14 protein-coding genes are annotated in these 14,179 nt (G+C 61.7%); 10 read left to right on the plus strand and 4 right to left on the minus strand.

The window, feature by feature from the left end; genetic code table 11:
* The first annotated feature begins 4 nt into the window (after window positions 1–4).
* The 5 genes from ACZ522_RS04175 to ACZ522_RS04195 all read left to right on the plus strand — a co-directional run bounded on the left by ACZ522_RS04175 (window position 5) and on the right by ACZ522_RS04195 (window position 4,218).
* Window positions 5–838: a hypothetical protein gene (locus ACZ522_RS04175; RefSeq protein ID WP_379692065.1), complete on the plus strand. Its 834-nt coding sequence runs from the start codon at window positions 5–7 to the stop codon at window positions 836–838.
* 200 nt (window positions 839–1,038) lie between these two features.
* Entirely contained in the window at window positions 1,039–1,707 is a 669-nt protein-coding gene (locus tag ACZ522_RS04180) for a UbiA prenyltransferase family protein (protein ID WP_379692064.1), read from the plus strand.
* A gap of 23 nt (window positions 1,708–1,730) precedes the next feature.
* Window positions 1,731–1,979 carry a hypothetical protein gene (locus ACZ522_RS04185; RefSeq protein WP_379692063.1) on the plus strand — a complete coding sequence of 83 codons (249 nt, stop codon included), beginning with the start codon at window positions 1,731–1,733 and terminating at the stop codon, window positions 1,977–1,979.
* Between the two features lie 62 nt (window positions 1,980–2,041).
* Window positions 2,042–2,824: a helix-turn-helix transcriptional regulator gene (locus ACZ522_RS04190; protein WP_379692062.1), complete on the plus strand. Its 783-nt coding sequence runs from the start codon at window positions 2,042–2,044 to the stop codon at window positions 2,822–2,824.
* A gap of 44 nt (window positions 2,825–2,868) precedes the next feature.
* Entirely contained in the window at window positions 2,869–4,218 is a 1,350-nt protein-coding gene (locus ACZ522_RS04195) for a cytochrome P450 (RefSeq protein WP_379692061.1), read from the plus strand.
* A gap of 53 nt (window positions 4,219–4,271) precedes the next feature.
* On the opposite strand, the gene ACZ522_RS04200 is transcribed toward ACZ522_RS04195, so the two are convergent.
* Both ACZ522_RS04200 and ACZ522_RS04205 read right to left on the minus strand, forming a co-directional pair.
* Complete coding sequence (locus ACZ522_RS04200) at window positions 4,272–4,487, minus strand: hypothetical protein (protein ID WP_379692060.1); 216 nt, start codon at window positions 4,485–4,487, stop codon at window positions 4,272–4,274.
* Between the two features lie 41 nt (window positions 4,488–4,528).
* Window positions 4,529–5,572 (minus strand): hypothetical protein, encoded by a 1,044-nt coding sequence (locus ACZ522_RS04205; RefSeq protein WP_379692059.1) that lies wholly within the window; start codon window positions 5,570–5,572, stop codon window positions 4,529–4,531.
* A 306-nt stretch (window positions 5,573–5,878) separates the two neighbouring features.
* Here ACZ522_RS04205 and ACZ522_RS04210 point away from each other — a divergent pair, with 306 nt between their 5' ends.
* Complete coding sequence (locus tag ACZ522_RS04210) at window positions 5,879–6,670, plus strand: helix-turn-helix transcriptional regulator (protein WP_379692058.1); 792 nt, start codon at window positions 5,879–5,881, stop codon at window positions 6,668–6,670.
* 308 nt (window positions 6,671–6,978) lie between these two features.
* On the opposite strand, the gene ACZ522_RS04215 is transcribed toward ACZ522_RS04210, so the two are convergent.
* Window positions 6,979–7,767, minus strand: a complete 789-nt coding sequence (locus ACZ522_RS04215; RefSeq protein WP_379692057.1) for an inositol monophosphatase family protein — start codon at window positions 7,765–7,767, stop codon at window positions 6,979–6,981.
* A 232-nt stretch (window positions 7,768–7,999) separates the two neighbouring features.
* On the minus strand, window positions 8,000–10,024 hold the full coding sequence (locus tag ACZ522_RS04220; RefSeq protein ID WP_379692056.1) for a beta-galactosidase: 2,025 nt from the start codon (window positions 10,022–10,024) through the stop codon (window positions 8,000–8,002).
* Between the two features lie 448 nt (window positions 10,025–10,472).
* Here ACZ522_RS04220 and xacR point away from each other — a divergent pair, with 448 nt between their 5' ends.
* The 4 genes from xacR (at window position 10,473) to ACZ522_RS04240 (ending at window position 14,179) form a co-directional block, all read left to right on the plus strand.
* Window positions 10,473–11,228 carry an HTH-type transcriptional regulator XacR gene (gene xacR, locus ACZ522_RS04225; RefSeq protein WP_379692055.1) on the plus strand — a complete coding sequence of 252 codons (756 nt, stop codon included), beginning with the start codon at window positions 10,473–10,475 and terminating at the stop codon, window positions 11,226–11,228.
* Window positions 11,229–11,500: 272 nt separating this feature from the next.
* Entirely contained in the window at window positions 11,501–11,686 is a 186-nt protein-coding gene (locus tag ACZ522_RS04230) for an RICIN domain-containing protein (RefSeq protein ID WP_379692054.1), read from the plus strand.
* A gap of 154 nt (window positions 11,687–11,840) precedes the next feature.
* Window positions 11,841–13,175, plus strand: coding sequence for an ABC transporter substrate-binding protein (locus ACZ522_RS04235; RefSeq protein ID WP_379692053.1), 1,335 nt, complete (start codon window positions 11,841–11,843; stop codon window positions 13,173–13,175).
* A 53-nt stretch (window positions 13,176–13,228) separates the two neighbouring features.
* Window positions 13,229–14,179, plus strand: coding sequence for a carbohydrate ABC transporter permease (locus tag ACZ522_RS04240; RefSeq protein ID WP_379692052.1), 951 nt, complete (start codon window positions 13,229–13,231; stop codon window positions 14,177–14,179).

The raw sequence follows: 14,179 nt of genomic DNA on the forward strand, positions 1-14,179 counted from the left end.
TGGTATGAGAGAGAACGACTATCAAACGAGGCGGGCGGACGGTCCCTCCCAGTCCAGAGCGAGGGGCGCGACGTTCGACCGACGGACGGCGATAAAGGCGGCCGTCGCCGGACTGGGGGCGGCGAGTCTCCCGGTCGGAAGCGTCGCGGCGGAGGGGACCGACGAGTCGGACGACGTCCACACGCTGATGATCGCCGCGAACGGCCCGACGGAGTACGAGTTCACCGTGGACGGGACGTTGGAGGCCGACACCGTGGGCGGCGACTTCTCCGCCGACGACGACGACGAACCCGGCGACGGGCCGGGCCCGTACAACGCGGCAATCACGGACACGACGGGACCGTTACCCGAGGACGCGGGCGGGACGACGTACCTCGGCGACCGGTATCGAACCTTCGGGTACATCTCGTTCGAGGTGGAAGACTCCGGGTACGACGTGAACGTCTACTACAACGGCGACCCCGTCGCGCCCGCCGACGTACCCGACTGGCAGACCGACGACGGCGACCTGAACCTCCTGACTATCGCGGCCAACGGTCCCACCGAGTACACCATCCAGGCGGAGGGCACGTTGAACCCCGACACCGTGGGCGGTAACTTCTCCGCCGACAGCGACGACGAACCGGTCGAGAACGACGACGGGACGCTCACCGCCGCGGACGAGACGGGACCGCTACCCGCCGACGCCGGCGGGTTAACGTATCTCGGCGACCGCTACCTGTTCTCCGGAACGGTCGAGGAACTGAGCCTCACTCCCGCCGACCCCTCGTACAACGTGGAGGTGTACCTCGACGAGCGGATAGTCTCTCCCTCGACCGTCCGGGACAACGACTTCTGACTCCCTCCCCGAGACCGTTTCCGAAATTCGGCTTCGGATGCGCCGCCATCCGGGGTCGGTTCTCTGATCCACCCGAGGCCACCGTCGGGACTCACGTACCCTCGACGATTGCGGGGACTCTGACTCGTTTCGGGGTCCCCAGTAGCTGGTGGAGTTGCCGATAGGTGACATAATCACACGCTCTCGGGTACTATGTCGTGATGGCGTCCGTATGCGTTCTGAATGGTCGTCGCGCAGATGCGCTCGCAGCGAAGCTCAGGGCGTTCTCTCGAATCAACCGTCTCCCGGAGACGCTGGGATACAACGTCGCGTACGTTCTACTCGCAGCGGGTATCGCAAGTCCGGGCTACAGCGTCTTCTTTAGCCGCGAGGACGTAGCGCTGATAGCGCTCGTGTTTGGCGCGGCGATGCTGACCAAGATGCAGGCCTCCATCGCCGACACACTCCACGACTACGCGGTAGACAAGGCGAATCCGGAAAAGGAAGTCACGTCGCACGCGGTAGAGGAGTTCGGTCACGAAACTGCGTACACGCTACTTGTGGGAGAACTCGTACTCGGTCTCGTTCTCTGGGCGCTCGTCTCGTTGGAAACGAATTCGGCGTTGTTCGTAGCGTGGGGAAGCGTTCTTGCGCTCTGCGGATTCGCCTACTCGTATCCCCCACGGTTCAAGGAGTGGGGCGTGTTTAACCACATCGTGACGACGGGCGCTGATGTATTCTGCGTGCTTCTGCCGCTGATATGGGTGGTCGGTACGCCGTCGGTCGAGAGCATCTCGCGAGCACTCTCATCGTCGTGTTTCTCTACTCGTTCGGTTATCACGTCCTCCACCAAGCAGCAGACACGTATTACGACCAAGAGTCCGGACTGAAGACGTTCACGCAGGATATCGGCGTGAGCTGGAGCGTCTTGTTAGCGGCCGTCCTCACCGGAGCGAGTGGACTGGTCGCTAGCCTCATCGGAGCGTGGTACGGCGCGTTAGGGATACTCGTCGTGAGCGCCGGGTACCTCTCCCTCTATCTGCTCGTGAGAGGTCGCTCCGAACGGATCCAAACGGACATCGTCGCTACAGTCTTCGACGTGGGTTACTGGGCTACGTTTCTCAACGGTGTGTTCGCCCTCGATATCTTGTTTTTGTTATAATTCCACCCCTTATATAATGGTATCGTACTTACATTTTTACCTGCTGCATACAGCCAACGTGTATGTACGAGTCCCCGAGCATTTCCCTCCGAGAGACGCTCCACAAGAGGTTCGAGATTCTCGAAACCCTCAGGGAAAACCCGCAACGAAAGCCCGAGTTAGTCGCCGACGTGGAGAGCTCTCGTTCCACTATCGATCGGGCGGTGGCAGAACTGGTGGAGAACGGTTGTCTCGAGAACGTCGACGGGGAATACCACCTGACTCCGTCGGGACGAGTGTCCTACAGCGTCCACCGAGAGTACATCGACAGGATGGACGACGTTGCTCAGACGGCCGAAGTGCTCAACGAAAACCCTAGCCTCAAAGAGATGGATATCACGTTCCTGCGGGAAGCAGAGGTTCACGTGGGGGATAGATATATTCCTGAATCAACACTCGAACCGAGTATCGAACGGTTACAGAACGCATCTCGTCTCGTAGGACTCGCGCCGATAATCCTCACTTCGTATATCGACTTGGTGGAGGCAGCCGTCGACGAGAACGGACTGTCTGCGGAGATTATCATTCATCGGGACGCAGTCAAGAGGCTCTTGGACTTCAGGGACTCCTTCACGGAAATCGTCAAGAGAGGGGACGTTACCCTGTACGTCACGGAGGACGTCCTTCCGTATTCACTCTGGGTGATGGAGGGCGACCGGAAGGACACCGCCGGGGTCACGGTCCACCAACACAAGGGCGTCCAAGGATTACTGTTGAACGAATCACCACGGGCGGTCAGTTGGGCGAAAGACCGGCTGGAATCGTTCAAAGAGGGTTCGGTTCCGTACCGGCCGTCAGAAGAGTGACTATGCCAGATTCGCTCGACGGCACTCGACGGAGACGCTAACAGATGTCTCACGATACGTCCAAACGATCACCCTCGAACAGTCCGCCAGAACCGCCGACACTTCCACTGGTGGGACACACCCACCAGTTCCTCCGCCGAAATCCGTTAAAGTGGTTCACAGAGTTGAACGAAGAGTACGAGTCCACCGTCCAGTTACGGATTGCGGGTCAGCGTCTCATCCTCCCCACTCGGCCGAGCGACATTGAGCGAGTTCTCGTCTCGAACAACGAAAACTACCGAAAAGGAGGGTTCCAGAAACGAGTGACGAGGTCCCTCCTCGGAGACGGATTAGTTCTCGCAGAAGGCGAGGAGTGGCGGACGAACCGGAGGGCCATCGAGCCTGCGTTCTACTCGCAGCAGATCGAGAAGTACCGAGACGTAGTACGCTTCCACGCGAGGTCGGTCGCAGATGAGTTCTCCGACGGGGATGTAATCGACCTCGAAGTGGAGATGAAGCGTCTCACGCTCAACATCATCGTCGAAGTGTTGTTCGGAGTTGACTTGTCCACCGAGTCGTGGGAGCTCAAACCGGCGTTCGAGCGTATCTTGGCGCACTTCGAACGGATCAGTCGAACCTACATCTACCTCCCGGAGTGGATTCCGACGCCCGAGAATCTCGCGTATCGGAGGGCCCTCAACACGCTCGATACGGCCGTAGAGGAACTCGTTGAACAGCACCGGGCAAGGGGGAAAGAGAGTTTGGCGGTGCTCGGCCGACTGCAGAACTCAGAGCTAACGCAGAACGAGCGACCGGTCAGGGACGAAGTGGTGACGCTCTTGGTCGCAGGGCACGAGACGACTGCGCTCGCGCTCACTTTCACGGGGTACCTGTTGGCGACTCACCAAGAGACACAAGCGACGCTCGCGAAGGAAGTGCGGGAACTCCCGGTTCGGACGCTCCTCCAACGGCGAGGTGAGTACTCCGTACTCGATAAAGTACTGAAGGAATCGCTCAGGTTGTTTCCGCCCGTGTTCGGTATCTTCCGACAGCCCACTACCGACGACTCGCTGAGCGGATACCGCGTCCCCGCCGGGTCCCTCGTGGCGCTCAACCAATGGGTCGTCCATCGCGACCCCCGGTGGTTCGACGCTCCGACGGAGTTCCATCCGGAGCGTTGGTCGATCGAATTCGAACGTGAACTCTCACCGGGCGCGTACTTCCCGTTCGCCGGAGGACCGCGGCGGTGCGTCGGGGAACGGTTCGCGTTGATGGAGGTCAAAATAGTCCTCTCCGAACTCCTGAAGCGGTTCGAGTTACGTCCGGAACTACGCCAGCCTCTGGAAGTCGTTCCCTCGCTGACCACGCAACCAGCAACCGAAATTAGAATCAGCGTACACGACCGAGCGGAGTAGAAGGAAAAGGGGACCCGTCGCCGAACCCGCCTCCTGGCCTTCGTAGCCGCGTCTCACTGAAGATTACTCTTCGACCACCGGTACGCGAACGTTGGGATGATCATCACGATAGCGATGAGCAGAAACATGAACCACTGGTCGGCGAACAGGGTCGCGTTGATGCGTCCTCCGCGAGTGACCGTCCACCCGCTGAGGGCGACTGCCCAAGCGAGGACTGCGAGTACGTAGAGATACGCGAAATCACGGAGGACGTCGGGGAAGCGAGGCATTGTAAGAAGTTGTAGGATGGATTAGTTAGATTTTTCGGGCTTTAGAGGCAGTTCCTCGCGACGTACGTACACGCCCCGGAGAGGCCGATGAGCGTGAGGTTCGGTGCACAGAGCGAGAGGAGGAGGACGAAACAACCCAGCGCTCCAACGCCCGTGAGACCGCATCCGACCGAGGCGAGGGTACAGTGCGGAACCGCCATGACCACGTCCACCGCGCACGTCGCCGCTTTCGAGTCGCACGTCGAGACGAGAGTCGAAAATCCTCCTGTGCTCGCGCCGAGCAGTTCCTCGATAGTGGTCTCTTCGAGTACTCGATTCAGTTGTGCGTCGATTACGTATGTCGCATCCTCGAACGTAGCGATATAGGCTCCGCTCCCCGGGATATCGAGTTCCCCACTCGAGGATTCGCCCGTCACGTTGACGAGACCGATCATCTCGACGAACGCGCTCGGTTCGTCGACTACATCCTTCGCCCGTTCGACCTCGGAGTCGGTCGTCCCTCGCGTGAAGAGAACCGGGTGGTCGGCCCCCTCCGTCATCAGCCTGCCAGACTCGGAATTGGGCCACTCGAGCCCGCGCGAGAGTTTCTGACGGACGCCCGCCGGCACCTCAGACGACGAAAGTGAAGCACCGGCGTTTGCTATCTCGCCAGCGGGGTCGTACGTGACAGCCAGTTTGCCGTACTCGAGGGGCACGTTCAAGGTGTACCCCATCTGCTCGTCGTTGAGGTAGATATCTGTTCGCGTGGTGTCTTCCGGACGGGCTTCGGGACGGACGAGGGTGTCGAGTAAATGTTCAGCTGCTTCTGTCTTCGTCACGGCCGTAGCCGACTCGGAGTCGACTTCCGAGTCTTCCTTTCGAATCTCTATCTCCGTCTCGTCGGACCGCCCAGCGGCGGTTCCAGACATCCCTACCGCGCTCGCCGCTCCGATAGTTCCGAGGAAGCTCCGGCGTCCGATGGAGCCGTCGTCCGACCGACGTCTCTCGGAGAGCGTCTCCCACATCTCTGCACACCCTCCTCCATCTTCTGCACGTTCACTGAGTTCCTCTTGATACTGGTCTGCGTTGGGTTCGTCGTTCGACATTCGGGATCTCCTCGCATCACCCGACGTGAATTACCAACATTACCTCCCCGGCTGGGTGAATTTGCGGTATCGGGTAATTTCACCGAACACATACCGTGTGCTCACGAAAACAATTCGATGGAGGAACCGACACGATATCCGAACTTTACTCTCATTAGATGTGTTCGTGGGTGACGATGTGATAAGAGGCGTGCTCGGCCTTCGGTCAGTGAAGGGCCTCTGACACCTATCTAACGGCGACGCCGAACGCCCCGCTTTCCGACAGCTACGCACACTTATGGCTGTCATCGGCGTACGGTCACTAGTGTGAGCGACGCCGAGGCGGACGCCGCGGTGGAACGCATCGCGCTCCTGGCGCGTTCGACGGCGCGGGCGACGCTACTCGCCGAGTTGGTGCAGCGACGGGAACTCCGCAGGCGCGAACTCGCGGAGTGCGTCGACGTCTCTCGGACGACGCTCCAGCGAAATCTCGACACGCTCGCCGCCGCGGGATGGGTCCGGCGGACGGGGCGGACCTACGAAATCACGAAGGCCGGCGACGCCGTGGCGCGGGCGTTCGCGGAGTTGCGCGAGGTGGTCGAAATCACGGAGCGACTGTCTCCGTTCCTGCGGTTCGTCCCTCGAGGGGAGTTCGACGTAGACGTTCGGAGCCTCGCGGACGCGGACATCCACCTCCCGGACCCGCCGGACCCGTACGCGATACGTACCCGCCACGTCCGCGCGTTGAGCGAGATGGACGAGTGTCGGATGGCGGTGCCGTTCACCGGTCTCCACGCCCACGAGACGCTTCGCGACCGAATCGTCGGCCACGGGGCGCGGGCGGAACTGGTGGTCGAATCCGACGCGGCGGAGACGCTCCGGACGAAACCGCGGTACGCGTCGCTGTACGACGAGATGACGGCGACGGACCGGTACCGCGTGTACGTCCACGACGGACCGCTTCGCTACGGCGTCGCTCTCATCGACGACACCGCGCAGTTCGTCGCTCACGAGGAGTACGAACCGCGCGCCCTCGTGGAGATGGACGACGACGATGCCGTCTCGTGGGCCGCGGCGGCGTTCGCCGAGTACAAGCGCGAGGCGACGCCCCTCACGTAACCGCGTCGTCCTCTCTCGTCGCCGGTGATAGTCCACGTAATTCTGTTCTCCTTGCTCGTTCTTCGAGAGTAGCGCCGTACCCCTCGCTTATTCAGACGAGTACAAAATCGGCAGACAAACCGGGAACCGAAGTAAGGAAGAGAATCATATTACCCGACGATCGAAAATATCGCAGCCGGTATCGTCGGAACGTCCGTTTACTCGACCATTCTGTGTTTCCATAGATGAGAAATACGAGCCCAAGCCGCGCATATCCGACAAAAATTTTCGTACTCATCGAGACGAGCGCCACGTCCTCGGCGACTCCGTCACTCGGTGGCCGCGTTCACCGCGTCGAGGAGGGCGTCGTGGGCCTCGCCGTTCGAGGCGACGATACCTCGGGCGTGGGGACGCCACGGGTCGCCGTCGAGGTCCGTGACGGTGCCGCCCGCCTGCGTGACGTGGTACGCGCCGGCGACGGTGTCCCACGCGTTCGGGTCCTCGTCGAAGGCGACGGCGGCGTCGAGGGCCCCCGAGGCGACCATCGAGAGCGTCAACTGCGCCGACCCGAGTCGTCGCACCTCGCCGAACCGTTCGGTGAGTATCTCCGAGAGCGACCCGACGGTGTCGGCGTTCCCGGCCGTCCACCGAAGCGTCGGAGCGACGACGAACGTCTCCGAGTCCGTCGCGTCGGTCACCGAGACGGACCGTCCGTCGCACCGCGTGCCGTTCTCCGTCGCCCGGTACGTCTCCCCGCGCGCCGGGGCGACGTTGACCGCGCTCAGCGGCGTTCCGTCCTCGACGACGGCGACGCTCGTCGTCCAGTCGTGCATCCCCCGGGTGTAGTTCTGCGTCCCGTCGATGGGGTCGATAATCCACGCGTACCCCTCCTCGGGGACGGTCTTTCGCTCCTCTTCCTCCTCGCCGACGACGGCGTCGTCCGGAAAGTGGTCGCGGATGACCGACACGACGCGGCGCTGCGTCGTTCGGTCGATGTCCGTGACGACGTCCGTCTTGCTCGACTTCCGCTCGACGGTCAGGTCAGACCGGAAATGCCGGTTCGCGTACTCGGCTCCCTCGTGGGCCGCATCCACCGAGAGCGTCTCTCTCGTCGTCATACCGAGAGGCTCGCAGCCGGTCGTAAAGTAACCCCGGACTCGGGACTCCGTATCACCGGGACGCGCGGCGACTGACCGCCGAGAGGCGTGCTGTGCGCTACCGTGACCCGAGAACATCGGTGCGGTTCGCGCACGCTCGGACCGAGTGAGAATCCACAAAAGAAGTTACACAATCACCGAGGCGGAGCCGATCCGCCAGTCCGGTAGCGAAAACCGCCGACGGGAAGGTTCGTTACCTCTCCTCAACGATGTCTATCTCGTGCGGCGGTGCGTCGACGATGGCGAGATCGCGGCCTCGAACCGTCGTCCCGCCGAGCGTCGGGGTTCGGTTTCCGGGGTCGATCTCGAGAGGCTCCGCTCGGAAGTTCAGGACCCACGTGTAGCCGTCGCGTTCGGCGAGTCGAACGAACTCGGGGAGGCGTTCGCCGAACGGAACGTCGGCCCGTTCGAGGAGAGCCGTCGTAATCGCGTCGGCGAGTTCCGCTTCCGGCCAAACGCCGGCGTACGCGGCGTGTCCGTTCCCGTAGTCGTTCCTGACGATAGCCGGTTCGCCTTCGGCGACACCGGTCTCGTGCCGGCCGACGACGGGCGCTTCGTCCGCGGTGAGCCACTCCGCCCACGTCCTGTACTCGTAAGTTTCACCGTCGTAGCTGACCCGCTTCTCCAGGCCGGGTGCGAGACTCTCGTGTTGCTCGACGCGCGCGCCCAGAGGCTCCGCTAGCGGACCGGGTGCGAGTTCGTCTCGGAGTTTGTGGTACTCGTCCTTCATCGCGGTTCGGATCGTCAGAAGCAGTTCGCCGCCGTCGGAAACGTAGTCGGTCAACCGCTCTGAGAGCTCCTGATCGACGAGGTGCAGCGACGGTGCGACGACCGCCGCGTACTCGCTCACGTCCCTGCTCGCCGGCACGAGGTCCACGGTCACGCCCCGAGAGCGAAACGCTCGGTAGTACGCTCGGAGGTGCGCGAAGTAGTGGAATTCGGGCGTGTGGGGTTTGGTTTCGAGCGCCCAGAGGCTATCGTAGTCCACGAGCATCGCCACGTCCCCGGACGGTGCATCGAGGTCCGGGAGTTCCGCGAAGTCCCGGGCGGCTTCCGTCGCCTCCGCGAGGCCCCGGTCCGGTGAACCGTCGTAGTTGTTCAGTCCGCCCCAGTACTGCTCCTGTCCGAAGCGGCATCGCCGCCAGCGGAAGTACGAGACGACGTCACAGCCGTGAGCGACCGCTTGGTGGGACCAGAGTCGGACCATCCCGTCGGCGGGTTCCGCCGAATACGGATACGCACGGATGTCGCCGGACTGGCTCTCCATCACCCAGAACGGCCCGTCGCTCGCGCCGCGGTAGAGCGCGTGGTTCATACCGACCATATCCGGGTCCCCAACCCGTTGGAGCGTGGCTCCCTCCTCCGAGGCGGGGTCCGGCGCATCCGGTATCTGCTGGCTGAAGAGCGTCGGATAGCAGTCCCAGGCCGCGAAGCTCAGATCCTCGCTCACGGAGAAGGCGTCGATGTCGGGGAAGTTGCCCATGAAGTTGTGAGTGACGAACCACCGGGAGTTCGTCTCCCGAAGAATCCCCGTGTGAAGCCGATTGTACTCCGCGACACTGTCGGACGCAAACCGCTTGTACTCCAACAGGCGGGACGGGTGGTGCTGGTCCTGCGCGGGCGTCGGACCCGGGAGGTCGACCTCGGCGAACGACCCGTACTCCTGGCTCCAGAACGCGTTCCCCCACGCCTCGTTGAGGGCGTCGACGGAGTCGTACTTCTCGCGGAGCCACGTCCTGAACGCCGAAGCGCAATCGTCACAGTAGCAACGCGTCGTATCGTGACAGCCGAACTCGTTGTCTGTCTGCCAACCGGCGACGTACTCATTGTCTGCGAAGCGACTCGCCATCTCCTCTATGATCCGCCGACTCTCCCTCCGGTACACCGGCGAATTAAAGCAGTAGTGCCGACGGCTACCGAACTCGCGGGGCGTACCGTCCCGCTCTTCTTGGCGGATACTCGGGTACTCGTCGAGAAGCCACTTCGGCGGCGTCGCCGTGGGCGTACAGAGTACCGCTTTCATCCCGGAGTCGCCGACGAGGTTTACGGCCTCCTCTAACCACTCGAACTCGTACACCCCCGGTTCGGGCTCCATCCGGTTCCAGGAGAACTCGGCCATGCGGACGTACTCGATTCCCGATTCCGCCATCCGCTCGATATCAGCTTCCCACTGCTCGCGGTCCCAGTGCTCGGGGAAGTAACAGACTCCCGTGTTCATCGCACTCCCAAAGCCGGGCGAGGGTAGTAAATCCCTCACATATTTTGAGGAGGAAGACGGCCGGACGAGGGCAGTAACTGCAACGAACCACGGCACCTCTCGACCCGTTCGCACCGAAGCGCCGCGCCGCGAAGCAACGACACAGATCCGAGCGTTCGACCGATTCCTGCGAAAGCCATCGAAGTACAAAAACATATGTCCAGAAAACGGCGCTGTCGCCTGCGTTGGCTTCGAGTTGTCTCCGGCGAGAGAGACATCCGACGACTCCACCGCGACAAGTGAAGACACCGCCGCCACTTCCTCTTGTCCGAGGACGGCTAGCAGGCGCGTCGCACACCGCGTAGGGTCACAGGTGGCTCCCTCGCGACGAACAGTCCACCGGTACGCCCAGCGTCCGTTTTGTAGAACAGAACACTTATTGAGAAGGCGATAATATTAATGGATAATCATGGACGCTAAACATCCGGTGAAGACCACCGAGAAGACGCTCGCCCTCATCAACGAGTTGGCCGAGCGTGGTCCCTGCGGCGTGACCGAGTTAGCGAACAGTCTCGACATGGGAAAGAGCGCGGTGCACAGCCACCTCTCGACGCTTCGGAAGCACCACTACGTGTTGAAAGACGGCGACGACTATCAACTCGGTCTGAAGTTCCTCGAACTCGGCGGCAATATCCGGAAATCCATGGAGTTCTACCAGGTCGCGGAACCGGAGGTGAAGGCCATCGCCGCCAAGACGGGCGAACTCGCCAACCTGCTGGTCGAAGAGCAGGGGATGGGGGTGTACCTGATGCGCTCGAAGGGCGACCGGGCGGTGGACTTAGACACCTACGCCGGCCTCCGAACCCACCTCCACACCACGGCGCTGGGGAAAGCCATCCTCGCGTACCTCCCGGAGTCCCGGGTCGAGGAGATAGTCGAGCAACACGGCCTCGAACGGAAGACGCCGCGGAGCATCGGTTCTCGGGAGGAACTGTACGAAGCGATCGACGACATCCGCGAACGCGGGTACGCCATCGACGACGGGGAGCGTCTCGAAGGGTTGCGCTGCGTCGCGGCCCCCGTCAAAACCTCCTCGGACAAGGTGTTGGGCGCGATAAGCGTCTCCGCCCCGGCGAGTCGCGTCAGCGACGACGACCTCCACGGCGAGTTCTCCGAACAAGTCCTCAGTGCGGCGAACGTCGTTGAACTCAACATAAACTACTGAGGGCCCATTCTCGGTTTCGGAGACGGCCCCTTCTCCGGGCCACCTCTCGGACCCTGTTCGCTGGCCTCGAAGGCCGTTACGGATCTACGTCCGTAACGAACATCGTTCCGACGATCCGGTTCGTTCTGTAGTAGAGAATCCAAGGAGCGCCGACGAATTCGCAGTTCCGTACTCGGGACGCTCCGCTCGCAGTCGGTCCGAGAGGGGGTCGGCGAGAGAGAAGGCGTCCCCGGGACGACGTTCCACCTCGCCGGCGACAGACGCGAGCGCTGGTGAGCAGTGGCGGTAGTACGTGTCGACGTCGGAACATCAACTCCGGGAAGGTGGCGGACGTGCTGGGTCCCTCGACGGCCGACGGTGCGAATGTCATCCAGTACGACCGGACCGGCGGCACCAGCCAGCGGTGGACGTTCGACTCCGTGGAGACCGTCCGGTCCGCGGACGACGGTCGGCCGTGAGGAGGGCGTACCGTCGCTGGATCGCCCGCCGAGTAGCGGAGGAGGGAGACGCCGATAGTCACGGCTTCTCTAACTGTTAATTGCGCTAGTTATTTATGAAAATAACTACTACTTTCGGTGGGTTTAATATCTCACAACTAACAGGCGGTAGTACATGGTTAAACATGACGCAGGTCCCGAGACGAACAGACGGACGTATATAGCCGCGCTCGGCACCGGACTCGCCGCCGGGCTGGCGGGCTGTGCCGGCGGGAACGGCGGGGGAGAGAACGGCGCGACGAGCGGAAACGGCGGTGGCGGCAGCGGAAAGTGGAACGAGACGCTCGAAGTGCTTCACGGCTGGTCCGGCGGCGACGGCGAAGCCGCGGTGAGCGCCCTCATCGAGGCGTTCCGCGAGGAGTACCCCGACATGGAGACGAACTTCCAAGCCGTCGGGGCGAGCGCGAACGTCAACCTGAACGCAACCATCCTCCGTCGGATGGTGAACAATAACCCGATGAGTTCCTTCGCCAACTGGCCGGGGAACAACTTGGAGCGCTATCGAGGTCACCTCATGGACCTCGAGAAGGACGTCTGGGAGGCCGAGGGATACAAGGACGTGATACAGGACCGGGCCATCGAACTCTGCACCTTCAACGACAAGATGCCCGCCGTCCCGCTAGGATCTCATCGGATGAACAACTTGTTCTACAACATCAAGGTGTTCGAGGATGCCGGCGTCGATCCCAAGAGCCTCAACTCAATGGACGCGTTGATGTCGGCGCTCAAGACGATTAAAGAGGAGACGGACGTGACGCCGATGGGGCAGGCGATGAAGGCGCCGTGGACCGTGCTCCAACTCTGGGCGCAGGTCCTCATGAGCCAATCGGGCGTCGACGCGTACACGAACTTCATCGAGGGGAAGGGGAACAAACAGAAGATCGTCAAGTCGCTGAAGACGGTCAAGGAGATACAGCAGAACTACATCACCTCGGACGCCTCCTCGGTCAGCTTCACCGACGTGGGCGGGAAGATGATAAACGGCAAAGTCGCCTGCATGCACCAGGGCAACTGGCTGGCGGGGCAGTTCCGCTCGAACGACTCGTTCAACTACCAGGAGCAGTGGGGGTGGATTCCGTTCCCGGGCACGGAGGGCGTGTACTGCTACCACCTCGACTCCATCGTCGCGCCGATGAACAACCCCTCCAAGGAAGAGACCATCGCGTGGGAGAAGTTCGTCGGAACGAAGAAGGCGCAGATCGCCTTCAACAACCTGAAAGGCTCGGTTCCGCTTCGAACCGACATCGACCCGAGCGAACTGAGCGACTTCATCGCCATGACGTACAAGGACCTCACCAGTTCGGAGAAGTACCCACCGACCATCGCGCACGGACTGGCCGTCCCGCCGGAGCAGATGGGTAACTGCAAGACGGCGATGAGCGAACACATGATGGGGCCGTACGACGTCAACGCGGCGGCGGAGGCTCTCCTCAAAGCCGTCTCGGGGTAACGTAATCGCATTAACAACACAATTTATTACGACGGAACTGAACACTCTTACCGATGGGTACGACCGAAAGGACCGAAACGGCCTCGTCGTCGACCGAGGAGGTGGACTGGGAGACGAAGCTCAGGTACTTCCTGAACAGCGACTTCGTCCGCTCGTCGCCGTACTGGGGGATTCCGTTCCTCATCATGGGAATCGCCGTGTACGGCGGAATCGGGTTCAACCTCTCCATCTCCCTGACCGACGCGAAAGGGCTGACTCCGCCGGATTACAGCAATCTGGACTTCGAGATGTATCGACAGGCGTTGACCAGCGACGCCTTTATGCAAGCCGCGCAGAACAACTTCGTGCTCCTCGTCGTGTTCACGACGGTCTGTCTGTTGCTCGGTCTGTTCTTGGCGGTGCTGTTGGACCACGGCATCCGCTACAAGGACAAGATTCAGACCATCTATCTGCTGCCGATGAGCCTCTCGTTCGTCGTCACGGCGCAGATGTGGCTCTGGATGTTTAACCAACAGAACGGACTTCTCAACATCATAGTGACCGCGTTCGGCTTCGAGCCGATAAACTGGATCGGAAACCCGTCTATCGCGCTCGGGTCGGTGATATTTGCGCTCATCTGGCAGTTCAGTGGGTACACGATGGTCGTGTACCTCGCCGGACTCCAGTCACTCCCGGACGACCAGTTCGAGGCCGCTCGCGTCGACGGCGCGAGCACGGTCAAGACGTACCTCCGCATCATCATCCCGCAACTCAAGGAGGCGTCGGTCAGCGCCGCCGTCATCCTGATGGTGTTCGCCCTCAAGGCGTTCACGTTCCTGTACGCGCTCACGGGACGGTACCGCCCCCCGAACGGCACCGACATCCTCGCGACGCTGATGGTGAGGCAGGCGTTCAAGTACGGGAAGTGGGCCTACTCGGCCGCCATCGCCACCTACTTGCTCCTCTTGGCGCTGGGGGTCATCGCACCGTACCTCTACTACCAGTACAAGCAAGGGAGTCTCTGA

The organism is Halopelagius fulvigenes, assembly GCF_055398025.1.

Coding starts and splice junctions, on each gene's coding strand:
- ACZ522_RS04175 (WP_379692065.1), top strand. CDS start 5: ATGAGAGAGAACGACTATCAAACGAGGCGGGCGGACGGTCCCTCCCAG.
- ACZ522_RS04180 (WP_379692064.1), top strand. CDS start 1,039: ATGGCGTCCGTATGCGTTCTGAATGGTCGTCGCGCAGATGCGCTCGCA.
- ACZ522_RS04190 (WP_379692062.1), top strand. CDS start 2,042: ATGTACGAGTCCCCGAGCATTTCCCTCCGAGAGACGCTCCACAAGAGG.
- ACZ522_RS04195 (WP_379692061.1), top strand. CDS start 2,869: ATGTCTCACGATACGTCCAAACGATCACCCTCGAACAGTCCGCCAGAA.
- ACZ522_RS04200 (WP_379692060.1), bottom strand. CDS start 4,487: ATGCCTCGCTTCCCCGACGTCCTCCGTGATTTCGCGTATCTCTACGTA.
- ACZ522_RS04205 (WP_379692059.1), bottom strand. CDS start 5,572: ATGTCGAACGACGAACCCAACGCAGACCAGTATCAAGAGGAACTCAGT.
- ACZ522_RS04215 (WP_379692057.1), bottom strand. CDS start 7,767: ATGACGACGAGAGAGACGCTCTCGGTGGATGCGGCCCACGAGGGAGCC.
- ACZ522_RS04220 (WP_379692056.1), bottom strand. CDS start 10,024: ATGAACACGGGAGTCTGTTACTTCCCCGAGCACTGGGACCGCGAGCAG.
- xacR (WP_379692055.1), top strand. CDS start 10,473: ATGGACGCTAAACATCCGGTGAAGACCACCGAGAAGACGCTCGCCCTC.
- ACZ522_RS04235 (WP_379692053.1), top strand. CDS start 11,841: ATGGTTAAACATGACGCAGGTCCCGAGACGAACAGACGGACGTATATA.
- ACZ522_RS04240 (WP_379692052.1), top strand. CDS start 13,229: ATGGGTACGACCGAAAGGACCGAAACGGCCTCGTCGTCGACCGAGGAG.